This window comes from Pseudomonas sp. B21-017, from assembly GCF_024749245.1.
Taxonomy (GTDB): Bacteria; Pseudomonadota; Gammaproteobacteria; order Pseudomonadales; family Pseudomonadaceae; genus Aquipseudomonas.
Map to the genome: position 1 here is coordinate 6191234 of NZ_CP087194.1, position 24245 is coordinate 6215478.

Sequence of the window (24245 nt, forward strand, 5' to 3'; positions counted from 1 at the left end):
GCGAAAGCGTCCTGGCAGACAACAAAGAAACCTGCTCGTACAATGCCCGCTGCCCTGCAGGAGACTTCAATGACCCGACTCGCCACCCCACGCAAACCCCGCGCACGCAGCCAGGCCCGGATCGATTCGATACTCGATGCCGCCCGCACGCTGCTGGCCGCCGAGGGCGTGGCCAGCCTGTCGATCTACAGCGTCGCTGAACGCGCAGAGATCCCGCCCTCCTCCGTCTACCACTTTTTCGCCAGCGTCCCGGCCCTGCTCGAAGCCCTGACCGCCGACGTCCACGCCGCGTTCCGTGCTTGCCTGCAAGCGCCCATCGACCACCACGCCCTCAACGGCTGGCGCGATCTGTCGCGACTGGTGGAGCAACGCATGCTCGACATCTACGACGAAGACGCCGCTGCCCGCCAACTCATCCTCGCCCAGCACGGCCTGACCGAAGTCACCCAGGCTGACCGCCAGCACGACATCGAACTCGGTGACCTGATGCACAAACTGTTCGACCATCACTTCGAGCTGCCAAAGCTGCCGACAGATGTCGATGTGTTTGCCCTGGCCATGGAGCTGGGAGATCGAGTGTATGCGCGCTCGGTGCAGCAACATGGGCAGATCACGCCGCGCATGGCTGAAGAAGGGATGCGGGTGTTTGATGCCTACCTCGGGCTGTATTTGCCGCCGTACCTGCCCAAGCGCGTAGCGCTTTAAAAGATCGCAGCCTTCGAATACACCACCACTACCACTGCACGCATAAAAAACCCCGAAGGGCTCACACCCTCCGGGGTTGTTGTTGGCGCACGCACTTACAACTTGGCGATCGACACCTCGGTGGATTTCACAAACGCGATCACTTCGCTGCCGACCACCAGTTCCAGCTCTTTCACCGAACGAGTGGTAATCACCGAAGTGACGATGCCGGAGGCAGTCTGCACGTCGATTTCCGAGAGGACGTCGCCGAGCACGATTTCCTTGATCGAGCCTTTGAACTGGTTACGAACGTTGATGGCTTTGATAGTCATGATGTTGATTCCTGTCGTTGGATGAGTTTTTACGTTATTGAGCCCAGCGCAATTGCGTGGGCAATGGTGAAACAGGTTCCGGTTCCGGCGGTTGGCCGGGTACCGACAGCACGCGGTTGAGCACTTCGGTTTCCAGCGCCGCCAGCCGATGGGAGCCGCGAACCCGAGGGCGCGGCAACTCCACTGCCAGGTCGAGGCCGACTTCGCCCTCTTCAATCAGAATCACCCGATCGGCAATCGCCACCGCCTCACTGACGTCGTGGGTCACCAGCAACACGGTGAAACCGTGCTTCTGCCAGAGCCGTTCAATCAGTTGCTGCATTTCAATACGGGTCAGGGCATCCAGTGCCCCCAGCGGTTCGTCGAGCAACAGCAGGCGCGGTTGATGGATCAGCGCGCGGGCCAGGGCTACGCGTTGCTTCTGGCCACCGGACAGCGCCGCCGGCCATTCGTGGGCGCGGTCCGCCAGGCCGACCGACTCCAACGCTTCCAGCGCTTGCGGCCGCCAGTTGCCCTTGAGCCCTAGACCGACGTTGTCGATGACCTTTTTCCACGGCAGCAACCGCGCTTCCTGAAACATCAGCCGGGTGTCTTCCCGGGCATCACTCAGCGGCGCGGAGCCAGCAAACAACTCGCCAGCCGTAGGTTTGTCGAGACCGGCGAGCAAGCGCAGCAAGGTGCTTTTGCCGCAACCGCTGCGCCCGACCACCGCCACAAACTGCCCGGCAGGAATGTGCAGGTCGATTTCACGCAGCACTTGCCGCGAACCGAAGGTCTTTTGCAGCTCGCGCACTGCCAGCGGGATTCCGCGCAGCAGGCGTGGAGGTTGTTGAGCCGTCATGCGGCACCTCCCTTGGCAACCTGATAGGCCGGATGCCAGCGCAGCCACACGCGTTCAAGTCCACGGGCCGCGAGATCAGCGAGTTTGCCGAGCACGGCATACAAAAGAATCGCCAGCACCACTACGTCGGTCTGCAAGAATTCCCGGGCATTCATTGCCAGGTAGCCGATGCCGGCGTTGGCGGAGATGGTTTCGGCGACGATCAGGGTCAGCCACATGAAGCCCAGGGCAAAACGCACGCCGACCAGAATCGAAGGCAGCGCACCCGGCAGGATCACCTGACGGAACAGGCTGAAACCGGACAGGCCATAACTGCGGGACATTTCCACCAGCGCCGGATCGACGTTGCGGATGCCGTGGTACGTGTTGAGGTAGATCGGGAACAACGTGCCCAACGCCACCAGGAAAATCTTCGCCGACTCATCGATGCCGAACCACAGGATCACCAGCGGGATCAGCGCCAGGTGCGGTATGTTGCGGATCATCTGCACCGAACTGTCGAGCAGGCGCTCGCCCCACTTCGACAGGCCGGTGATAAAGCCCAGCGCCAGGCCAATGCCGCCGCCAATGGCGAACCCGAGTGCCGCGCGCCAGCCGCTGATAGCCAAGTGAGTCCAGATTTCACCGCTGCGGAACAGGCTCACACCGGCTTCAATCACCGCGATGGGCGCCGGCAGAATCCGCGTCGACAACCAGCCCGCCGACACCGACAACTGCCATACCGCCAGCAACAGGATCGGCAACACCCAGGGCGCGAGGTTGTGGATAGTTTTCTTCATGGCCACGCCTCAGCTCTGGGACGCGGCTTTGGGAAGAATGTCGTTGGCCACCATCTCGCCGAACGGGCTGACGTAACCGGCGCTTTTCGGCAGTTCCGGGCGCTCGATGTCCAGGTGCGGGAACAGCAACTCGGCCACCCGATAGGATTCTTCCAGGTGTGGATAACCGGAGAAGATGAACGTATCGATGCCCAGATCGGCGTATTCCTTCACCCGAGCGGCCACGGTCGGACCATCGCCGACCAGCGCCGTACCGGCCCCGCCGCGCACCAGACCGACACCGGCCCAGAGGTTGGGACTGACTTCCAGGTTGTCGCGACTGCCGCCATGCAAAGCGGCCATGCGTTGCTGGCCGACCGAATCGAAACGCGCCAGAGAAGCCTGGGCGCGGGCAATGGTGTCATCGTCCAGATGAGAGATCAGTCGATCCGCCGCTTGCCACGCCTCGGCGTTGGTTTCGCGAACGATCACATGCAGGCGAATACCGAAACGCACGGTGCGCCCGAGCTTCGCGGCTTTGGCGCGAACCTGTGCGATTTTCTCGGCAACGGCGGCCGGTGGCTCACCCCAGGTCAGGACCATTTCGACCTGCTCCGCCGCCAGATCCTGCGCCGCTTCCGACGAGCCGCCGAAATACAGCGGCGGACGCGGTTGCTGGATCGGCGGATAGAGCAACTTGGCGCCCTTCACGCTGATGTGCTGACCGTCGTAATCGACGGTTTCGCCTTCCAGTACCCGGCGCCAGATGCGGGTGAATTCCACCGAGGCCTGATAGCGCTCTTCGTGACTGAGGAACAGACCGTCGCCGGCCAGTTCTTCCGGATCGCCACCGGTGACCAGGTTGAACAGCGCACGGCCGCCGGACAGACGATCCAGGGTCGCGGCCTGACGCGCCGCCACCGTCGGGGAAATGATCCCGGGGCGCAGGGCGACGAGGAATTTCAAACGCTGGGTCACCGGGATCAGCGAGGCAGCCACCAGCCACGAATCTTCGCAGGAGCGACCGGTGGGAATCAGCACCCCGCCGAAACCCAGACGATCCGCCGCTTGCGCGACTTGTTGCAAGTAACCGTGGTCGACGGCGCGAGCGCCTTCGGCGGTACCAAGGTAATGGCCGTCGCCGTGGGTAGGCAGGAACCAGAAGATATTGAGGCTCATGGAGTGGTCTCCTTGGGGAATCGGATTACGGCGCTTTGGCGACGGCTGCCGGTGGCGTCCAGATCACGTCCTTGATACTCAAGGGCTTGGGAATCAGCTTGAGCTGGTAGAAGCTGTCGGCGATTTTCTGTTGGGCGGCGACCACCTCAGGGGTCAGGAACAGCGCACCGTAGCCCTGGCGCTTCACCGAAGTCAGGGTGATGTCCGCTGGCAGGCCGAGCAGTGGCGAAACCTGTTTGGTGACGTCCTCGGGATTGACCCTGGACCATTCGCCGACCGCACGCACCTCTTCCACCAGGGCCTTGATCACGTCAGGATTTTTTTGCGCGTAAGGCTTGGTCGCCAGGTAGAACTGGTGGTTGTCGACGATGCCTTTGCCATCGCGCAAGGTGCGCGCTTGCAGTTGCTGTTCGGCGGCAGCCTGGTACGGGTCCCAGATCACCCAGGCATCGACGCTGCCGCGCTCGAATGCGGCGCGGGCATCGGCGGGCGGCAGGAACACGGTCTGGATATCGGTGTATTTGAGGCCGGCGTCTTCCAGCGCACGCACCAGCAGGTAGTGCACGTTCGAGCCTTTGTTGAGCACGACTTTCTTGCCCTTGAGTTCCTGCACCGATTTGATCGGCGAGCCCTTCGGCACCAGGATCGCTTCGCTGTGGGGCGCTGGCGGTTCATAAGCGACGTAGAGCAGATCGGCGCCCGCGGCCTGAGCGAAAACCGGAGGCGTTTCGCCGGTGACGCCGAAGTCGATGGAGCCGACGTTCAGGCCTTCAAGCAGTTGCGGGCCGCCGGGGAATTCCGTCCATTGCACGTCCACGCCTTGGGCGGCGAGGCGTTTTTCCAGAGTGCCTTTGGCTTTGAGCAGCACCAGGGTGCCGTATTTCTGATAGCCGATTCGCAAAGTCTCGGCTTGGGCTTGAGTAATGACGCCGAAGGACACAGCCGCAGCAAACAGAGCGACCAGACCACGACGCAAAATGACAGGGCGCATGGCGCTCTCCTTTTTGCAGTTGGGTTTTGGCTGCACCTGCTTGCCCGTTAGCGGGCCAGTAAGGTGAGTACTTCAAATTCAGATGTTGCTTGAGGGCTGGCTTAAATGCTCCAGCGAGCACTCAACAAACGTTCGTTCAACAGGTTTGGATCGAGCGGCTTGGGCCGGCGAGCCATGGCGCTGTAGAACAGCTCCAGCGATTCATTCAGTCGTTGTGCAAGCTCGGGAGCCAACTGCGCCTGGGCGCTGCCTTCGCCATAAGCGATCTGACTGTCTACGGCGAAAATCCCGTGGAGCATTTCCTGGGCCTTCAACGCCGACAGCACTGGCTTGAGCGCGTAATCCACCGCCAGCATGTGGGCGATGCTGCCACCGGTCGCCATTGGCAGAACCACTTTGTGGGCCAGGGCGCGTTCGGGCAGCAAATCCAGTACGGTTTTCAACGCGCCGGAGAACGAGGCTTTGTAAACCGGTGTGGCGATGAGCAGGCCGTCGGCGTTATCAATCTGTTGCAACAGATCGATCACCTTCGGGCTGTCGAAGCGGGCATGCAGTAAATCTTCAGCCGGGAAGTCCCGTACCTGATAACTCACCACTTCCACACCTTGCTCTTGCAACCAGCGTTTGGAGCGCTCCAGCAACACCCCGGAACGGGAGCGTAGGCTGGGGCTGCCACCGAGTGAGACGACCAGCATTCAGACAATTCCTTGAGCGGTGTTGGCGATTCGCAGCTTGCGATCTCGCGTCGATGGAATGACCTTAACAGGTGATTTATATATCTATAAATCATATTTATTCATTTGGTTATAGCTTAAGTGAATATGCTGTTTGTCTTTTTCCGGACAAAAAAACAGGCCGTCGAAACGGCCTGAAAATCCCCTGCTTTGTAAATCTACACAGCCCTTGTAGGAGCGAGCGGTGCGGCGATCCGACTTGCCCGCGAAGGCGTCATCCCTGACGCTAGAAAGACCGAGGCGTTCGCTTCGCGGGCAAGCCTCGCTCCTACAAGGGTTCAGCGATTCGGCTGCGGCGTCAGGCGCAGGTACGGTTTCACCGCGCGATAACCCTTGGGAAAACGTCGCTGGATTTCATCTTCGTCCTTGAGCGACGGCACGATCACCACCTCATCACCGTCCTGCCAATTGGCCGGGGTGGCCACCTTGTAGTTGTCGGTGAGCTGCAGCGAATCGATTACCCGCAGAATCTCATTGAAGTTACGGCCGGTACTCGCCGGGTAAGTGATGGTCAGCCGAATCTTCTTGTTCGGATCGATCACGAACAACGAGCGCACGGTCAAGGTGTCGTTGGCATTCGGGTGGATCAGGTCATACAGGTCGGACACTTTACGGTCCGCATCGGCGAGGATCGGGAAGTTGACGATGGCGTTCTGGGTTTCGTTGATGTCCTCGATCCACTTGTGATGCGAATCCACCGGGTCCACGGACAGAGCAATGGCTTTGACACCGCGCTGGGCGAATTCATCCTTGAGCCTGGCAGTGAAGCCCAGCTCGGTGGTGCACACCGGCGTAAAGTCTGCCGGATGGGAAAACAGCACACCCCAGCTATCGCCCAGCCATTCGTGGAAACGGAGGGTGCCGGCGCTGGAATCCTGTTCGAAATCGGGGGCGATATCGCCAAGTCTGAGACTCATGGTGCTGCTCCTGGTGAGTGCTTGTTGAGCTCAACTGTGCCTGCGTTCCTATTTAATTAAAAAGAATAAATATCAATTTATTTAGATCATAAAGAAATATTAAAGATCTGTTCACTGGACCTGACCCGCCATCGGGACGAACATCGACCCCAAGGTTCGAGAAGGCCTTGAGTTGTTGCAAAAAGGGAACTTCAAGGAGGGTTTACGGGGGTGAGCCCGCCTTGAAAACGCAAAAGCCCCGCCCGGCGTGATGCCGGGCGGGGCTTTTTTTTCGTCGGTTACGCGAGCGCTATTACAACAGCGGGATCGAGTAACTGACGATCAGACGGTTTTCGTCCTGGTCGCGCTGACCCGGAACGTCGTTGCGCCACATGGCGTTTTTCCAGGTGAGGCCCAGGTTTTTCAACGGACCTTCTTGTACTACGTACGCCAGGGTCAGGTCGCGTTCCCACTCGGAACGGCCACTACCGGATACCGGGTGAGCAGCGGTGTTGGCGATAGTGTCGATGTTGTCACCACGCAGGTAAACGATGCCGGCAGTAGCGCCTGGCAGGCCAACCTTGGCGAAGTCATACGAGTAGCGAGCTTGCCAGGTACGTTCGCCGGCACGGGCGAACTTGGCGATCTGGCTGTCGGTAATTATGTAGGCCGACGAGCCGTCACCCTGGTTCAACCAAGGGAAGTCGCTGCTGCCATTGCTGACCTGATAACCGCCGCCAAAGGTGTGACCGGCAACGGAGTACAGGAACAGGCCGCTATACAGGTTGTTGTCGACTTTACCGCGACCGGCACGGAAGCCCTGATAGTTGCCGGAGCTGAAATAAGCCGAGTCGTGACCGTTGGCACCGTCATCGGAGCTGTTGAAGTAACGCAAGTCAGACTTCAACACACCAGGACCAATCGACCAGTTGTGAACCAGGCCCAGGAAGTGTTGCTTGTAGAAGTCTTCCAGGTTGCCGTAGTAGTACTGGGCAGTCAGGTCTTTGGTGATTTTGTAGTCACCGCCACCGTAGATGAACTTGTTGCTGTCACGGAAACCAGCACCGCGCGTGTTCGCACCAGCGATCGACAACTCTTCGTTGTTGCTGGAGTTACGACCCTTGGCGTGCTCGATCTGACCGCCGACCAGTGTCAGGTCTTTGATTTCGTTCGAGGTGATCTGACCGCCCTGGAAGGTTTGCGGCAGCAGACGACCGTCGTTGGTCACGATCACCGGCAGTTTTGGCTGCAGGGTACCCAACTTCAATTCGGTCTGGGAGATCTTGGCTTTGGCAGTCAGGCCCAGGCTGGAGAAGTTATCAACCGCTTTGCCGTTGGACTCACTTGGGAAAACAGTGCCGCCGTAAGAGGTAGGAGTTGCGCCGTTGGTGCCGCCACCCGAATCCAGACGGACGCCCAGCAGGCCGATGGCATCAATACCAAAGCCAACGGTGCCTTGGGTGTAGCCCGAAGTGAAACGCAGATCGAAGCCTTGGCCCCACTCTTCGTTTTTGCTCTGAACATTGGAAGCAGTTCTAGCTGCCGAATCACGGTTATCAGTGTTGATGTAGAAGTTGCGCAGCCCCAATGTAGCCTTGCTGTCTTCGATGAAACCGGCGGCGCCTGCCTGCTGCGCCAAAACCCCTACGGCCACAGCCAGGGCCAAGGTGGACTTGTTCATTGTTTCGCTCCTCTCATTTCTAATTCTGGGTTCCTGGTCCTGGTCGAGTGCCCGGATCCAAAGATGCGCAATGAGCGCCGGGTGGTCAGCCCCCCTTGTTTTTGCCGACATGACAAACCAAAAGATTTACCGCGGTATTTTTTAATGCCATTTAGGCATATATATCCATGCCGGGACTCAAGGTATCGGCTCATGAACCAATTCCTTGATCTTCAAAATCGGGGGGTGCTGAATCCGATACTCGTGTTGCTGCCAATGAGTACCTGATGGATTCATTTTATAGACTTGGGCAAAAAACAAAAAAGAATAAATAATCAACTGAAACTATTTTTTTGGAATATGAAAAAACACACAAAAAAAAGCCTCGCCAACAGGCGAGGCTCTTTTCTGAGGGTTATTACAGGAAGCTGTAGGTGTAGTTGAAGATCAGACGGGTCTGGTCTTGGTCAGCGGTGCTGGTATTACCGCTGTAAGTACCGTGACGCAGAGTCGTGCCAAACCCTTTGAGTGGGCCCGTTTGAATCACGTAGTCCACACGCGCGTCGGTCTCGTGCTCATTCAGGTCTTTACCCACGCCGTTGGTTGCCTTGATGTCTCGGCCATCGAGGTAAGCAATCGAAGCTTTCAAACCTGGCACGCCCAGTGAGGCGAAGTCATAGGAGTACTGACCGTACGTGGTGTTTTCACCGGCACGGATGAAGCTGCCCACGGTGGCGTCGGTGAACGAGTAGAAGCTGGCGCCACCGGCACCTTCTGGACGACCTTTGCTATCGATCAGGCTGCCCTGGTTCAAGAAGACAAAGCCGCCGTCATCGCTGACACGCTGATGACCAAGCAGGAACGCGCTGCCACCCAGGGTGTAGGTGAACGTCGCGCTCCAGGTCTTGTTATCGACCTCGCCTGGATTCTTGGCGTAGCCATTGTTGTTGTTGAAGCGGTAGCCGACGTCGCCGTTCTTGCCATCGGAGCTGCTGTCGAAATAACGAATATCAGTCTTGAACGACTGGTTCGGGGCGATCGGGTAGACGTGCACCAGGCCGAGGAAGTTCTGCTTGTAGTAGTCTTCCAGGTTCGCGTAGTAGTACTGCAGCGTGAGGTCTTTGGTGACTTTCCAGTCAGCACCGGCGTAACGGAACTGGTTGCTGTCCTGAGCACCGCCAGCCACTGCCAGGCCAGTTCTGTTGGAGGAGGCGCGACCCGACGCGTGCTCCAGTTGACCCAAGTTGAAGGTCACATTGTCAATTTCCTTCGAGGTGATGGTGCCACCGTCAAAGGTCTGCGGCAGCACACGGCTGTCGTTCGCGATCAGGATCGGCAAGTTAGGTGCCAGAGCGCCACCCAAGTGGGCCTCGGTCTTCGAGAAGCGCGCCTTGACGTTACCATCCAGACGACTCCACTCGTCGGCGGACCTGTCGCCGTCGCTCGGGAAGAAGGAGTTGCTGTTACCGAGCGGGTGATGTCCCCTGCCGCCATCCAGGTGGATGCCGACCAGTGCCTGGGCGTCGATACCGAAACCAACGGTACCCTGGGTGAACCCGGACAGGTAATCGAACTTGAGACCTTCAGCGGTTTCTCGCTGACGGTTTGCAGCTCTATTGTCGCCTTCACGGACATCGGCGTCGTAATACATGGTCCGGGAACTGACGGAAGCCTTGCTGTCTTCCAGGAAACCCGCTGCGCCTGCCTGCTGCGCCAAAACCCCCACGGCCACAGCCAGGGCTAAGGTGGACTTATTCATGTTTCGCTCCTCTCGTTTTCTAATTTTTGTGTTCTTTGGTCTTGGGTCGAAAGCCCTGGATCCACAGATGCGCGATTAGCGCCAGACCGTGACTACCAAGTCAATCGTAACCATGTATGTCTACGACCAAGGTCTAACGTCGAATATTGAGTCCCTGCCGGCGGCTCATCGAACCGGATATAACGGCATTGGCCCAAAAGCTAATTCCTAAAGGGTATTTACCAGCCTTTTTTTATTCCCATTGGCTTTGGCACATCCCGTACGCGTCAATCCCTATCGAAAAGGCGACGCCATCATGGCTAAACGCGCACTATCTAGTCAATTTGTTACAGTTTGTGTATCGCTAATATTTTTCTCTTTCCACTCAGGCGACGACGCTCACGGTCGATTATCAAACCGGCGCCCCCCACCGAAGGCCTTCGAGCCGACGGCGATTCGAGAAACCATAGGCCATAAAGTCGATTGGCGTCGTTTCAATCGCGGTTCGTAAGTGGTCAGCGCCGCGCAGCAGACCGCGGTGCGTTGGCGGCACGACGAAGACGATTGGAGAGATGGCGAAGTTCTTGCGGGAGCAAGGGAAGGTAGAAACGGTGCTGCCGGATTATTCGCCGTATGTCAGCGCCAAATACGTCACTGAGTGATGATCGTTCCCACGCTCTGCGTGGGAATGCCTCTTCGGACGCTCTGCGTTCGGCTCTCGATGGAACGCGGAGCGTCCCGGGTTGCATTCCCACGCGGAGCGTGGGAACGATCACAGCCACTCAGTCAGAGGGCTTTTTCGAAGATCTTCGAATTACGCTGATAGTTGTACAGCGACGCCCGCGCCGACGGCAGGCGATCAACGCTGCTCGGCACGAAACCCCGCTCACGGAACCAGTGGGCGGTCCGGGTGGTGAGCACGAACAGGGTTTTCAGGCCCTGAGCCCGGGCGCGGGTTTCGATGCGCTCCAGCAATTCATCACCGCGACCACCATGGCGGTATTCCGGGTTCACCGCCAGGCATGCCAGCTCCCCCGCATCCGAATCGGCAATCTGATACAGCGCCGCGCAGGCGATGATCATGCCTTCGCGCTCGACCACACTGAACTGCTCGATCTCACGCTCCAGCACCTCGCGGGAACGGCGTACCAGAATCCCCTGCTCTTCCAGCGGGCTGATCAAGTCCAGCAAACCGCCGACATCCTCGATAGCCGCCTCGCGTACAACTTCGAATTGCTCTTGGGCCACCAACGTACCGCCACCGTCACGGGTGAACAGTTCAGTCAGCAGCGCGCCATCTTCGGCATAGCTGACGATATGACTGCGCGCCACACCGCCCCGGCATGCCTCAGCGGCCGCATCCAGCAGCTCGGCCTGATAGTTGCTGCCCAGGCGTTGCAGGTGTGCCGGCACTTGTTGCGGACGCAACTCGCGAACCAGACGACCCTGTTCATCCAGCAGACCGAGCTCGGCGCCGAACAGCAGCAACTTGTCTGCGCCCAGGTCGATGGCCGCGCGGGTCGCGACGTCTTCGCAGGCGAGGTTGAAGATTTCGCCGGTCGGCGAGTAACCCAACGGCGACAACAGCACGATGGAGCGTTCGTCCAACAGGCGATTGATGCCCTTGCGGTCGACCCGGCGCACTTCGCCGGTGTGGTGATAATCGACACCTTCGAGCACGCCGATCGGCCGCGCAGTGACCAGATTGCCGCTGGCCACCCGCAGGCGCGAGCCCTGCATCGGCGACGAGGCCATGTCCATGGACAACCGCGCTTCGATGGCGATGCGCAGTTGGCCGACCGCATCGATCACGCACTCCAGCGTCGCCGCATCGGTGATGCGCATGCCGTGGTGGTAGTGCGGAGTCAGGCCGCGAGCAGCGAGGCGGGTTTCAATTTGTGGACGCGAACCGTGAACCAGCACCAGTCGCACGCCCAGGCTGTGCAGCAGCACCAGGTCGTGGACGATATTGCCGAAGTTCGGGTGCTCCACACCGTCGCCGGGCAGCATGACGACGAAGGTGCAATCGCGGTGGGCGTTGATGTAAGGCGAAGCGTGACGAAGCCAATTGACGTATTCGGGCATGAACCTGGGCCTGTAATAAATAGCAGCCGAAAAAAGAGTAACGCAGTAAACGCACAGCGGGCTGATGGTTATCGTCGGAACAGGCTTGGCGACACGCGCGCTCTCCTCATAAGTACGGGTAGTGACACTGGCAATTTATACGAGCGACGCCGGCGTCAGGCAGTAATGTTCGATCAGTTGACGTAATAGATGCACGGTAGGCTGCAAACGTGACATTTCGAGGTATTCCCCCGGTTGGTGGGCGCAGGCGATATCGCCGGGGCCCAAGACCAGTGTTTCACAGCCAAGGCGCTGAAGATAAGGCGCTTCTGTGCCGAACGCCACTGCTTCGGCGCGATGGCCGGTGAGCTTTTCGGCGACCCTCACCAATTCCGAGTCCTCGGCCTGCTCGAATGGCGGCACTTCGGGGAACAATGGCGCGTAATCGATCTTCACCTGGTGCCGTGCGGCAATAGGGTTGAGCTTCTGCAAAATCGCCGCGCGCAGGGCACTGGGGTCCATGCCCGGCAGCGGACGCAAGTCAAATTCCAGCGAGCACTGGCCGCAGATGCGGTTGGGGTTATCGCCACCGTGAATGCAGCCGAAATTCATCGTCGGCTGCGGCACGCTGAACTGCGGATTACGAAATTCCCGCTGCCATGCCAGACGCAAGCCGCGCAGTTCGCCGATGGCATCGTGCATGGCTTCGAGGGCGCTATGGCCCAGGCTCGGGTCCGAGGAGTGACCGCTCTGACCGAGGATGTCGATGCGCTCCATCATCACGCCTTTGTGCAGACGGATCGGTTTCAACCCCGTCGGCTCGCCAATCACCGCCGCACGACCTAGTGGCCGCCCGGCTTCGGCCAAGGCACGCGCACCGGACATCGAGCTTTCTTCATCGCAGGTCGCAAGAATCAGCAAGGGTTGCTTGAATGGTTGCTCGAGCAAGGGTTTGACGGCTTCGATGGCCAGGGCAAAAAAGCCCTTCATGTCGCAACTGCCCAGGCCCACCCAACGGCCGTCCACTTCCGTCAGTTTCAGCGGATCGGTCTGCCACAGCGCCGCGTCGTACGGCACCGTATCGCTGTGACCGGCCAGCACCAGGCCGCCGGGACCGGAACCGAAACTGGCCAGCAGGTTGAACTTGCCGGGGCTGACCTGCTGGATGTCGCAGGCAAAACCCAGCTCCCCGAGCCATGTCGCCAACAATTCGATGACCGGCCGATTGGTTTGATCCAGATTCGGTTGGGTACAGCTGACGGACGGCGCGGCGATCAGCGCAGCGAACTGATCTTTCATGGACGGTAAAGGCATCGCTGACTCCCAACTCCCGAATTGAAGTCCATCATAGAGCCATCCGGCGACAGGAATAAACCGTCGCGGCCGTCACCAAGCGTCAACAGACCCTACAACCCTTGAGTCCTGTACACTGCACGACCTTGGCAGCCACACATTTCCCCGGCTGCGCTCCCGATCCTGGATTTTCCGGCCATGCAGAAAGAAACCGAAATCAAACTCCGCGTCAGCCGCGAAACCCTCGCCGCCCTGCGCGAGCACCCGTTACTGAAGAAACGCAACAAAAGTGGCTGGGAACGCCGTGAGTTGATGAACCAGTACTTCGACACGCCCGAGCGCGACCTGGCCCGCGCCAAGGTTGCCCTGCGCCTGCGCCGCGATGGCGAAGAAGTGATTCAGACCCTCAAGACCCGTGGCCAGAGCGTCGCCGGTCTGTCCGAACGTCACGAGTACGACTGGCACCTGCCCAAAGCCAAACTCGACGTGAAGAAGCTCGACGGCGAATGCTGGCCCGAGCAGTTGGCCGAACTGGACAAGAAAACCCTGAAAGCCATCTTCACCACCGATTTCGTGCGTGAACGCGCGGAAATCGCCTGGGGCCGTGGCAAGACCAAAGTGGTCATCGAAGCCGCGCTGGACCTGGGCCACGTGGTGGTCGGCAAGCAGAAAGAAGAAATCTGCGAGCTGGAACTGGAACTGCGCGAAGGCGAGCCGGCCGCACTGCTGGAACTGGCCGCCGAACTGGCCGCGACCCTGCCGCTGATGCCATGCGACATCAGCAAGGCCGAACGCGGTTATCGCCTGTTCGACGCCAACAGCTACTCGCTGAGCTTGCCGGCGCCGCAGATCACCGCCGAAATGCCACTGGACGATGCGTTCGCCGCCTTGTGCTGGCATTTGCTTGGCAGCAGCCAGCGCCTGGCCGAGCAATATCGCTTTAATGGCCACTGGCGCCTGCTGCAGGACTGGGTCGAAAACCTCGCTGAAATGCGCGCGCTGATCAGTAGCCTCGGTCAAGCCGCGCCGCGTCAGTCGACTCACGATCTGCGGGTCGCGCTGGATGCCTTGCTGGAAGACTGGCGCCCGCTGGTACAGGCCGGCCTGGACGACGAAGACGTGCGCAAAGCCGCGCCGGAGCAGTTCCTCGAAGAGCTGGAAGATCCGCGCTGGGGCCTGTTCTCGCTGAACACTTCGCGCTGGTTGCTGGCCCGTACCTGGGCTGCCGATCGCAACACCCGTGGCAATCGCCAGGGTGCCGCGCAACTGGGCAGCTGGCTGCCACGCCTTCTGGGCGAAGAAGCCAACTCGCTGCAACTGCAGCGTTACCAGCAACAGCCGGAAGACCTGGCCGAACAACTGCCGCGCATCGAGCGTATCCAGGCCTGGCTGCACCACGCCCGTAGCGTGCTGGACATCCCGGAAATGGATCGCTTGTACGGTGAGTTGAAACAGCTTGCCCTGCTGGCTAACGAGCCGATCACCGATGAGTCGCTGGATGCGCGTAAGCAGCAGGCGATTGCGGTGTATCAGAATCGTGCCTGGAAAATGCTATTGCGCATGTAACACCCAACACCTGTGGCGAGGGAGCTTGCTCCCGTTCGGCTGCGAAGCAGTCGTAATCCGGGCATCGCGGTTTGTCTGGCATACCGCAATGGCCGGATTAGGAGCGCTTCGCACTCCAGCGGGAGCAAGCTCCCTCGCCACAAAGGCCCTCGAACATCATCAACGCAACACCGGCAAACTCGTCGTGGATTTGATTTCCGACAAAGCCACGATCGAGTTGACCTCCTGTATCCCCGGCACCATCGACAGTTTCTCGAAGAAGAAACGCTCATAAGCCTCAATGTCTGCCGTGACGATCCGCAACAAGAAATCCACCGATCCCATCAGCACATAACATTCCAGCACTTCGGGAAAACCGCGAATCGCTTCGGTGAACTCAGTGAAGTTCGAGCGCCCGTGGGCGTTGAGTTTGATCTCGGCGAAGATTTGCGTGTTGAGGCCGATTTTCTTGCGGTCAAGCAACGTCACCTGACCGCGAATGATCCCCTCCTCCTTCATCCGCTGAATCCGCCGCCAGCAGGGCGACTGCGAGAGTCCCACCTGTTCGGCGATCTGCGCGCTGGAGAGCGAAGCGTCCTCTTGCAGCAACGCGAGAATCTTGCGGTCGTAGCCATCCAGCTCGCTATGCATAGAAAAACCTGAAATTAATATGATCTTGAATTGATCGATTCGATAAATCGTCAACAAGCCCAATCATAGATAAGAAATACCCCACACCGAATGTAAAAATTCCTCCAATGATTTTGGAGCCTGACCATGCCGCCCCTCGAAGCCGTGAACACCGCGCCCGCCCGCGCCGATGTCTGGAACGTCAGCAACACCCACTGCCGCGTTCAATACCAACTGCTGGCCGAGGCCGAGCCGGACCTGCTGTGCCGCGCGCTCAATCTGTTCGCCTTGCAGTTTCTGACGCCGCAGCAGGTCAACGTGCAGCGCCTGGACGATCTGCTGTCGATCGACATCGTCATGGACGGCCTGAGCTGGCACCGAGCCCAGGTGATCGCGGAAAAGCTGCGTAACCTGATCAGCGTCTGCTCGGTGAATCTGCAAACGGCCGATTCGGCGTGGCAGGAGCCGGCGCAGGCAGCGGGCTGACCCCCTCCCCTGAAAAAACCCGACACGTGTTGGTCGGGTAGTGGCCCAACGGTCTGCGGGTGCCCAGCTATCCTTTGCGAACGGTTGTTCATAAGGAGCCCGCATGTCCGTTCAACTTGCCACTCAGGACCGCTGGCTGGACCTTAACGATTTGCTGCGTGAACTGGTCGCCCAGGGCTTTGTCAGCCAGGACTCTGCCGAACACGCACTCAACGCCCGCCGCCGTCACGCCACCAATGCTCAGCAACATCCGCTGGAGTTCATCGCCAGCCAACATCTGGACGACCTCAGCCGTCCCGGTAAACACCTCGATCTGGAAAGCCTGACGCTGTGGCTGTCCCAGCAGGCCGGCCAGCCTTACTTGCGCATCGACCCACTGAAAATCAACGTCGCCGCCATTACGCCGCTGATGTCCTATGCCTTCGCCCAACGCCACAAGATTCTGGCGGTGGCCATCGACCGCGATGCCGTCACCGTGGCCAGCGCCCAGCCCTTCGTCAGCGGCTGGGAAGTCGACCTGACCCACGTATTGAAACTGCCGATCAAGCGCGTGGTGGCCAACCCGGTGGATATCCAGCGCTTCAGCGTGGAGTTTTTCCGCCTGGCTAAATCGGTCACCGGCGCCACCAACGCCGATCAGAAGACAAGCAACCTGGGCAACTTCGAACAATTGCTCAACCTCGGCGCCAGCGACCAGGAGCCGGACGCCAACGATGCGCACATCGTCAACATCGTCGATTGGCTGTTCCAGTACGCGTTCCAGCAGCGGGCCAGCGATATCCACATCGAGCCCCGGCGCGAGCAAGGCACGGTGCGCTTTCGCATCGACGGCGTGCTGCACAACGTCTATCAATTCCCGCCGCAGGTGACCATGGCCATCGTCAGCCGCCTGAAAAGCCTGGGGCGGATGAACGTTGCGGAAAAACGCAAACCCCAGGACGGCCGGGTCAAGACCAAGACCCCGGACGGCGGCGAAGTCGAGCTGCGGTTGTCGACATTACCGACAGCGTTCGGCGAGAAGATGGTGATGCGGATCTTCGACCCGGAAGTGCTGCTCAAGGACTTCGATCAACTGGGTTTTTCCGCCGAGGACCTGCGCCGCTGGCAAGACATGATCCGCCAGCCCAATGGCATCATTCTGGTGACCGGGCCAACCGGTTCGGGCAAGACCACCACGCTGTACACCACCCTCAAAAAACTGGCGACGCCGGAGGTCAACCTCTGCACCATTGAAGACCCGATCGAAATGGTCGAACCGGCGTTCAACCAGATGCAGGTCCAGCACAACATCGACCTGACCTTTGCCGCCGGCGTGCGCGCGCTGATGCGACAAGACCCGGACATCATCATGATCGGCGAGATCCGCGACCTCGAAACCGCCGAGATGGCAATTCAGGCGGCACTCACCGGGCACCTGGTGCTGTCGACATTGCACACCAACGATGCCCCGAGTGCCATCAGCCGCCTGCTGGAACTCGGCGTGCCGCATTACCTGATCAAGGCCACGGTACTCGGGGTCATGGCCCAGCGCCTGGTGCGTACGTTATGCCCTCACTGCAAGGCCCCCTTGACGTTGGGCGAAGACGATTGGCAAACCCTGACCCGGCCTTGGCAAGCGCCACTGCCGACCAATGCCCAGCGCGCCATCGGTTGCCTGGAATGCCGCGAAACCGGCTATCGCGGTCGCGCCGGGGTTTACGAAATCATGCAGCTGACGGATGGCATCAAAGCGCTGATCAACCCCGACACCGACTTGCTGGCGGTCCGGCGTCAGGCGTTCAAGGAAGGCATGCGCAGTTTGCGGTTGTCGGGGGCGCAGAAAGTGGCGGCGGGGTTGACCACGATTGAAGAGGTGTTGCGGGTGACACCGCAGAGTGAGCAGAAATAGGTTACAGATTGCGCTCGGATACTTCCCCCAAGTCGCATCCAAACCTTTTGCCCTACACTCTGGTCATCGCAACTCAATCCAGACTGGACAGGGACCGTTATGAGCATTGCACTGATTCTCTTCGTCGCGCTGGTCGTGGCCATTCTTTTCATGGGTTTCAAAGTGGTGCCCCAAGGGTTTGAATGGACGGTCGAACGCTTCGGCCGTTACACCAACACCCTCAAGCCAGGCCTGAGCATCATCATTCCGGTGATGGACCGCATCGGCCGCAAGATCAACGTGATGGAAAGCGTGCTGGACATTCCGCCCCAGGAAGTCATCACCGCCGACAACGCCACCGTGCAGATCGACGCCGTGTGCTTCTTCCAGGTGGTCAATACTGCCCAGGCCGCCTACGAGGTGAACAACCTCGAACATGCCGTGCGCAATTTGTTGCAAACCAATATCCGCACCGTGCTCGGGTCCATGGAGCTGGACGCGATGCTCAGCCAGCGCGACAACATCAACGAAAAACTGCTGCGCACCGTCGACGAAGCCACGGCGCCGTGGGGCATCAAGATCACCCGGATCGAGATCAAGGACATCAGCCCTCCCGCCGACCTGATGGCCGCCATGTCCGGCCAGATGAAAGCCGAGCGGATCAAGCGCGCACAGATTCTGGAAGCCGAAGGTTTGCGCGCTTCGGCGATCCTCACCGCCGAAGGCAAGAAGCAGGCGCAGATTCTCGAAGCCGAGGGCAGTCGTCAGGCGGCGTTCCTCGAAGCCGAGGCCCGGGAACGTCAGGCCCAGGCCGAAGCCCAGGCCACCAAAGTGGTGTCCGAAGCCATCGCCGGCGGTAACGTGCAGGCGGTCAACTACTTCGTCGCACAGAAGTACATTGATGCCTTGGGCAAACTGGCCTCGGCCAACAACAGCAAAGTGATCCTGATGCCGCTCGAAGCCGGTTCGATGATTGGTGCAGTCGGCGGCATCGGCGAAATCGTCAAGGCCACCTTCGACGGCAAGAAAGGCTGAGGTCGCCGCCCATGGAACTGTTCTCGTTCTGGAGCTGGCTGGCCCTGGGTGCGCTGTTGCTGATCCTCGAGGTGTTCGGTGCCGGCGGTTATCTGCTGTGGATCGGCATGGCAGCCGCCGCCGTCGGCGTGCTGAAGTTCCTGATACCGGGTTTACCCTGGGAATGGCAGGTGCTGTTGTTTGCCGTTTTTTCGATTCTCACCGCCCTGTACTGGTGGAGACGTCAGCGCAGTGTGGTGCGGGCCAGCGATCAGCCGAACCTGAACCTGCGAGGGCAAGAGCTGATCGGCAAGGTGTTCGTGGTCACTGAAGCGATTGTCGATGGCCGCGGCAAGATCAAGGTCGCCGACGGTGTGTGGATGGCCCGAGGGCCTGATGCCGCGTCCGGCAGCCGTGTTCGGGTGATCGGGCAACAAGGGGCGATTTTACTGGTGGAGCGGGCCGACTAACGTCACGGAACTCGATTGGGTTATTGGCAATCAAAGGCCGCAGTTAAAACCCAGTGGAGTCACCTTTTATGCGTCTCAAACTTGCTGTCGCTACCGTCGCCGTGTTGTCCCTTCAAGTCGGTTCGGCGATGGCTGATGACAGCTTTTTGCGTAACGTCCTTACTTCCGGTGCCACCACCGGTACGTCCTACCTGACCTCCAGGGATCACAAGCTGATCGTCGCCGCCCAGGACGACGCCGGTAGCTTTGTCGCCAGTGACGGCGCTATTCGCGGCCCCTATCTGGAAGCCGCCATGCAGAAAGTCCGCGCTGAAAACCCTGGCCTGCAAGCCACGGACATGGAACTGGCGAACGCCATCCTGGCGAAGAATGCCATCGCCTCGAAGTAAGGTTCGTTGCTGAACAAAAAATGCCGCTCTAAATGAGCGGCATTTTTTCGCCCCTGATTTGTCGGGGCGAGTGACTTCAGCGGTATTCATCCACCGGCACACACGCGCAAAACAGGTTGCGGTCGCCGTAGACATTGTCCACACGGTTCACCACCGGCCAATACTTATGGGCCTTGGTGTGTGCATCCGGCGTCACCGCCTGCTCGATGCTGTACGGCCGCTCCCAGACACCGGTGATGTCGGCCAGGGTATGCGGCGAACGCTTCAGCGGGTTGTCCTCCGCCGGCCAGTTGCCGTTCTGCACCTCGTTGATTTCCGCGCGAATGCTCAGCATCGCATCGATAAAACGGTCCAGTTCCGCCTTCGATTCACTCTCGGTCGGTTCGACCATCAACGTCCCCGGCACCGGGAATGACATGGTCGGCGCATGGAAGCCGTAGTCCATCAGGCGTTTGGCAACGTCTTCTTCGCTGATCCCGGTCAGCACCTTGAGCGGACGCAAGTCGAGGATGCATTCGTGGGCCACGCGCTCGTTGCGCCCGGTGTAGAGCACCGGGAACGCCCCGGACAAATGCTGCGCCAGGTAATTCGCGGCGAGGATCGCCACCTCACTCGCATCCGCCAGTTGCGGCCCCATCATCGCGATGTACATCCAGCTGATCGGCAGAATGCTTGCACTGCCCCAAGGGGCTGCGCTTACCGCACCGTTCCCCGGCAGCGGGCCATCGATCGGCACCACCGGGTGATTGGCGACAAACGGCGCCAGGTGCGCCCGGACACCAATCGGGCCCATCCCCGGCCCGCCACCGCCGTGGGGAATACAGAAAGTCTTGTGCAGGTTCATGTGCGACACGTCGGCGCCGATGTCTGCCGGCCGCGCCAACCCGACCTGCGCGTTGAGGTTGGCGCCATCCATATACACCTGACCGCCATGGCGGTGGATAACTTCACAGATCTCGCTGATGCCTTCCTCGTAGACCCCATGGGTCGAAGGATAAGTCGCCATCAGGCAGGCGAGTTTATCCCCCGCCTCGATGGCCTTTTCTTTCAGATCTTCCAGATCGACATTACCCGCCTCGTCACACTCGACGATCACTACCCGCATCCCGGCCATTTGCGCCGAGGCCGGGTTGGTGCCGTGGGCCGAAGACGGGATCAGGCAGATATCCCGCGCGCCCTGATGACGGCTCTCGTGATATTTGCGGATCGCCAGCAACCCGGCGTATTCGCCCTGGGCGCCCGAGTTGGGCTGCATGCAGATCGCATCGAAACCGGTGATTGCGCAGAGCCAGCGTTCCAGTTCCTCGATCATCAAGGAATAACCCACCACCTGCTCTTTCGGCACGAACGGGTGCAGGTTGGCGAACTGCGGCCAGGTGATCGGGATCATCTCGCTGGTGGCATTGAGCTTCATGGTGCAGGAGCCCAGCGGGATCATCGACTGATTGAGCGCCAGGTCTTTGTTTTCCAGCTGCTTCAAGTAACGCAGCATTTCGGTTTCGCTGTGATGGGCGTTGAACACCGGATGACGCAGATAAGGCGTACTGCGCTGCAATCCTGCAGGAATGCCGGACGCCAGGGCCTCAGCATCCAGCTCGCCGACGTTGAGCCCATGGTCGGCACCGAGAAACACATCGAACAGCTTCGCCACGGTGGTTTCATCACTGGTTTCGTCGAGGCTCAGGCCCAACCGCCCGCGACCGAGAATGCGCAAGTTGATCCGCGCCGCCTGGGCGCTTTCGATGATCGCGGTCTGAGCGCCGCCGACCTCCAGGGTCAGGGTGTCGAAGAACTGTTGGTTCACACGTGTAACGCCATGGCGTTCCAGGCCGGCGGCGAGGATGCAGGTCAGCCGATGGACGCGCTGGGCAATATTTTTGAGCCCTTCCGGGCCATGGTAGACCGCATAGAAACTGGCGATATTGGCCAGCAGCACCTGGGCGGTGCAGATATTCGAGTTGGCCTTCTCCCGGCGAATGTGTTGCTCGCGGGTTTGCAGGGCCATGCGCAGGGCGACATTGCCGCGAGCATCTTTCGACACGCCGATGATCCGCCCGGGAATCGCCCGTTTGTACTCGTCGCGGCTGGCAAAAAACGCCGCGTGCGGGCCGCCGTACCCCATGGGCACGCCGAAGCGCTGGGATGAACCGAACACCACATCGGCGCCCAACTCTCCCGGCGGAGTCAGCAACAACAGGCTGAGCAGGTCGGTGGCGACGCAGGCCAAGGCTTGCTGGGCATGCAGATGATCGATCAGCGGACGCAGGTCGCGAATTTCGCCATGGGTGTCGGGATATTGCAGCAACGCGCCGAACACTTGATGCTGCTTCAAGTTATCCACAGCGTCGATGACCAGGTCGAAACCGAACCCTTCGGCCCGGGTCTGCACCACGGAAATCGTCTGCGGGTGACAGTTTTCGTCGACGAAGAACAGATTGCTTCTGGACTTGGCGACACGCTTGGCCAGCGCCATGGCCTCGGCGGCCGCCGTGGCTTCATCCAGCAGCGAAGCGTTGGCCAGTTCCAGACCGGTCAGGTCGATGGTCAGCTGTTGGAAATTCAGCAGCGCTTCGAGCCGGCCTTGGGCAATCTCCGGTTGGTAAGGCGTGTAAGCGGTGTACCAACCGGGATTTTCCAGCACGTTGCGCAGGATGACGGCCGGCGTGAGGGTGCCGTGATACCCCATGCCGATCAGGCTGATCCAGACCTGGTTCTGTTCGGCGTAGCCGCGCAGTTTGGCCAGTGCGGCTACCTCATCGAGGGCGGGCGGCAGGTCCAGCGGTCGGTTGAGGCGGATTCCCGGCGGCACCGTCTGCTCGATCAACTCGACGCGGCTGCCAAGGCCCAGGCTGTCGAGCATCGCCTGCTGCTCGGCGGCATCGGGCCCGAGGTGGCGGCGCAGGAAGGTATTGGGGTCGCGTAACTGGCTCAAGGACGGCAACTGGGACATGACGGGCTCTCTCATGACTGGCGCTCAGCGTCGATGCAACTCGGTCAAACCAGCATAGCAGTCGATACCGGCACGGATGGCGTGGCGCTGTCGGTCAATCCGGATCATTATGCTCGGCGCCTACAAACGTTCGCTGATCGGGTATCCACATTTATGAGCCAACTGTCTTTCCTGCCCTTTTCCAAACCCACCATCGATGAAGCCACGATTGCCGCTGTCGGCGATGTGCTGCGCTCGGGCTGGATTACCAGCGGCCCCAAGGTGCAGGCTTTTGAAGCACAACTCTCGGAATATTTCGGCGGGCGCCCGGTGCGTACGTTCAATTCCGGTACCTGCACCATGGAGATCGCATTGCGAATTGCCGGCGTCGGACCGGGTGATGAAGTGATCACCACGCCGATTTCCTGGGTAGCCACCGCCAACGTGATTCTGGAAGTTGGCGCCACGCCGGTGTTTGCCGACATCGACCCGGTTACCCGCAATATCGACCTGGCGCAGCTTGAAGCAGCAATTACCCCGCGCACCAAAGCCATTATCCCGGTGTATCTCGCGGGACTGCCCGTGGACATGACGCGCCTTTACGCGATTGCAAAAAAACACGGTTTGCGAGTGGTGGAAGACGCGGCCCAGGCATTGGGTTCGAGCTGGAACGGCCAGCGCATCGGTGCGACTGGTGATTTCGTGTCCTTCAGTTTCCAGGCGAACAAGAACGTCACCTGTTCAGAAGGCGGTTGCCTGGTACTGAACAACGCCGAGGAAGCGCGGCTGGCGGAAAAGTACCGCTTGCAGGGCGTCACCCGCAGCGGTTTCGACGGGCTGGACGTTGATGTGCTGGGCGGCAAGTTCAACATGACCGATGTCGCGGCAGCCATTGGCCTGGGGCAGTTTGCCCACATCGAAGCGATCACCGCTCATCGTCGTGAGCTGGCCAAACATTACTTCGCTTGCTTCGGCGAGAACTTCGAAGCGCAATACGGTGCTCAACTGCCCCCGGCGGATTTCGAGAACAGCAATTGGCATTTGTTCCAACTGGTGCTCCCGGAACGCCAGGATGGCAAACCGGCACGGGCTACTTTCATGGAGCAGATGCAGGCACTGGGAGTGGGTATCGGCTATCACTACCCACCGATTCACCTGCTGAGTCTTTACCGCGAACGCGGGTTCAAGGAAGGCATGTTCCCGGTCGCCGAGCGGGTCGGACGACTGATCGTCTCGCTGCCGATGTTCACGGCCATGGATAAAGCGGATGTCGAGCGTTCGGTGGCTGCGGTGAAAGCCGTGTTGCGGACTTGATTCGGCCTTTGCAGGAGCTGCCGAAGACAGCTCCTGCAAAGCGGGCATTACTCGCCGATGGCGGCCTTGTAGGCCATCGGGTCGAGCAGCTTGTCCAGCTCAGAGGTATCGCTTGGCTCGAGTTTGAAGAACCAGCTGTCATAAGGCGCGCTGTTGACCAGTTCCGGGCTGTTGGCCAACTCTTCGTTGACGGCAATGACTGTGCCGGAGACCGGCGAGTAGATATCCGACGCAGCCTTGACCGACTCGACGACACCCGCAGCCTCACCGGCAGCGAACACTTTGCCGATTTCCGGCAGCTCGACGAACACCACATCACCCAAGGCTTCCTGAGCATGGTCTGAAATACCCACTTTCACGCCGCCATCATGGTCTAGACGGGCCCATTCGTGACTTTCGGCAAAACGCAGGTCGACAGGAATTTCGCTCAT

Annotated in this window: 22 protein-coding genes and 1 pseudogene; 9 read left to right on the forward strand and 14 right to left on the reverse strand. The window is 59.8% G+C overall.

Annotated elements, in window-relative coordinates; all coding sequences use genetic code 11:
- Positions 1-69: 69 nt before the first annotated feature.
- Positions 70-705: a TetR/AcrR family transcriptional regulator gene (locus LOY28_RS28220; RefSeq protein ID WP_064621024.1), complete on the forward strand. Its 636-nt coding sequence runs from the start codon at positions 70-72 to the stop codon at positions 703-705.
- A 95-nt stretch (positions 706-800) separates the two neighbouring features.
- On the opposite strand, the gene LOY28_RS28225 is transcribed toward LOY28_RS28220, so the two are convergent.
- The 9 genes from LOY28_RS28225 to LOY28_RS28265 form a co-directional block, all read right to left on the reverse strand.
- Complete coding sequence (locus LOY28_RS28225) at positions 801-1016, reverse strand: molybdopterin-binding protein (protein ID WP_003229256.1); 216 nt, start codon at positions 1014-1016, stop codon at positions 801-803.
- 34 nt (positions 1017-1050) lie between these two features.
- Positions 1051-1857, reverse strand: coding sequence for an aliphatic sulfonates ABC transporter ATP-binding protein (ssuB, locus tag LOY28_RS28230; protein WP_258612815.1), 807 nt, complete (start codon positions 1855-1857; stop codon positions 1051-1053).
- On the reverse strand, positions 1854-2636 hold the full coding sequence (ssuC, locus tag LOY28_RS28235) for an aliphatic sulfonate ABC transporter permease SsuC (RefSeq protein ID WP_258612816.1): 783 nt from the start codon (positions 2634-2636) through the stop codon (positions 1854-1856). Before ssuC ends, ssuB begins: the two co-directional genes overlap by 4 nt.
- A gap of 9 nt (positions 2637-2645) precedes the next feature.
- Complete coding sequence (gene ssuD, locus LOY28_RS28240) at positions 2646-3794, reverse strand: FMNH2-dependent alkanesulfonate monooxygenase (RefSeq protein WP_018928626.1); 1149 nt, start codon at positions 3792-3794, stop codon at positions 2646-2648.
- 25 nt (positions 3795-3819) lie between these two features.
- Positions 3820-4785: a sulfonate ABC transporter substrate-binding protein gene (locus LOY28_RS28245; protein WP_258612817.1), complete on the reverse strand. Its 966-nt coding sequence runs from the start codon at positions 4783-4785 to the stop codon at positions 3820-3822.
- A gap of 101 nt (positions 4786-4886) precedes the next feature.
- Positions 4887-5480, reverse strand: a complete 594-nt coding sequence (gene ssuE / locus LOY28_RS28250; RefSeq protein WP_258612818.1) for an NADPH-dependent FMN reductase — start codon at positions 5478-5480, stop codon at positions 4887-4889.
- Between the two features lie 317 nt (positions 5481-5797).
- Positions 5798-6436: a peroxiredoxin gene (locus LOY28_RS28255; protein WP_018928623.1), complete on the reverse strand. Its 639-nt coding sequence runs from the start codon at positions 6434-6436 to the stop codon at positions 5798-5800.
- A gap of 292 nt (positions 6437-6728) precedes the next feature.
- The gene (locus LOY28_RS28260) at positions 6729-8096 is read right to left on the reverse strand and encodes an OprD family porin (protein ID WP_018928622.1); all 1368 of its coding nucleotides are present in this window, start codon (positions 8094-8096) and stop codon (positions 6729-6731) included.
- Between the two features lie 397 nt (positions 8097-8493).
- Positions 8494-9834, reverse strand: a complete 1341-nt coding sequence (locus LOY28_RS28265) for an OprD family outer membrane porin (RefSeq protein ID WP_018927602.1) — start codon at positions 9832-9834, stop codon at positions 8494-8496.
- 524 nt (positions 9835-10358) lie between these two features.
- Between LOY28_RS28265 and tauA the strand changes: the two are divergent.
- A pseudogene (gene tauA, locus LOY28_RS29945) lies at positions 10359-10475 on the forward strand (taurine ABC transporter substrate-binding protein); the annotation flags it as partial.
- Between the two features lie 124 nt (positions 10476-10599).
- Here tauA and argA read toward each other — a convergent pair.
- Positions 10600-11898, reverse strand: a complete 1299-nt coding sequence (argA, locus tag LOY28_RS28270) for an amino-acid N-acetyltransferase (protein WP_019580550.1) — start codon at positions 11896-11898, stop codon at positions 10600-10602.
- Between the two features lie 135 nt (positions 11899-12033).
- Entirely contained in the window at positions 12034-13191 is a 1158-nt protein-coding gene (gene argE, locus LOY28_RS28275) for an acetylornithine deacetylase (RefSeq protein ID WP_026286535.1), read from the reverse strand.
- 177 nt (positions 13192-13368) lie between these two features.
- Here argE and LOY28_RS28280 point away from each other — a divergent pair, with 177 nt between their 5' ends.
- Positions 13369-14736 carry an inorganic triphosphatase gene (locus LOY28_RS28280; RefSeq protein WP_018927599.1) on the forward strand — a complete coding sequence of 456 codons (1368 nt, stop codon included), beginning with the start codon at positions 13369-13371 and terminating at the stop codon, positions 14734-14736.
- A 159-nt stretch (positions 14737-14895) separates the two neighbouring features.
- On the opposite strand, the gene LOY28_RS28285 is transcribed toward LOY28_RS28280, so the two are convergent.
- Positions 14896-15366: an Lrp/AsnC family transcriptional regulator gene (locus LOY28_RS28285; RefSeq protein WP_018927598.1), complete on the reverse strand. Its 471-nt coding sequence runs from the start codon at positions 15364-15366 to the stop codon at positions 14896-14898.
- 126 nt (positions 15367-15492) lie between these two features.
- Between LOY28_RS28285 and LOY28_RS28290 the strand changes: the two genes are divergently transcribed.
- The 5 genes from LOY28_RS28290 (at position 15493) to LOY28_RS28310 (ending at position 19571) form a co-directional block, all read left to right on the forward strand.
- Positions 15493-15831, forward strand: coding sequence for a hypothetical protein (locus tag LOY28_RS28290; RefSeq protein ID WP_018927597.1), 339 nt, complete (start codon positions 15493-15495; stop codon positions 15829-15831).
- Between the two features lie 103 nt (positions 15832-15934).
- The gene (locus LOY28_RS28295; protein WP_028939117.1) at positions 15935-17719 is read left to right on the forward strand and encodes a GspE/PulE family protein; all 1785 of its coding nucleotides are present in this window, start codon (positions 15935-15937) and stop codon (positions 17717-17719) included.
- A 99-nt stretch (positions 17720-17818) separates the two neighbouring features.
- Positions 17819-18733 (forward strand): SPFH domain-containing protein, encoded by a 915-nt coding sequence (locus LOY28_RS28300; RefSeq protein WP_007940374.1) that lies wholly within the window; start codon positions 17819-17821, stop codon positions 18731-18733.
- 11 nt (positions 18734-18744) lie between these two features.
- Positions 18745-19182 (forward strand): NfeD family protein, encoded by a 438-nt coding sequence (locus LOY28_RS28305; RefSeq protein WP_018927595.1) that lies wholly within the window; start codon positions 18745-18747, stop codon positions 19180-19182.
- A 68-nt stretch (positions 19183-19250) separates the two neighbouring features.
- Positions 19251-19571 carry a DUF2388 domain-containing protein gene (locus tag LOY28_RS28310; RefSeq protein ID WP_018927594.1) on the forward strand — a complete coding sequence of 107 codons (321 nt, stop codon included), beginning with the start codon at positions 19251-19253 and terminating at the stop codon, positions 19569-19571.
- A gap of 76 nt (positions 19572-19647) precedes the next feature.
- On the opposite strand, the gene gcvP is transcribed toward LOY28_RS28310, so the two are convergent.
- Positions 19648-22521, reverse strand: a complete 2874-nt coding sequence (gene gcvP, locus LOY28_RS28315; protein ID WP_258612819.1) for an aminomethyl-transferring glycine dehydrogenase — start codon at positions 22519-22521, stop codon at positions 19648-19650.
- Positions 22522-22674: 153 nt separating this feature from the next.
- On the opposite strand from gcvP, the gene LOY28_RS28320 reads away from it, so the two are divergent.
- Positions 22675-23814 carry a DegT/DnrJ/EryC1/StrS aminotransferase family protein gene (locus LOY28_RS28320; protein WP_026286534.1) on the forward strand — a complete coding sequence of 380 codons (1140 nt, stop codon included), beginning with the start codon at positions 22675-22677 and terminating at the stop codon, positions 23812-23814.
- A gap of 47 nt (positions 23815-23861) precedes the next feature.
- Here the strand turns inward: LOY28_RS28320 and gcvH are convergent, their stop codons facing one another.
- Positions 23862-24245: a glycine cleavage system protein GcvH gene (gene gcvH / locus LOY28_RS28325; RefSeq protein ID WP_018927591.1), complete on the reverse strand. Its 384-nt coding sequence runs from the start codon at positions 24243-24245 to the stop codon at positions 23862-23864.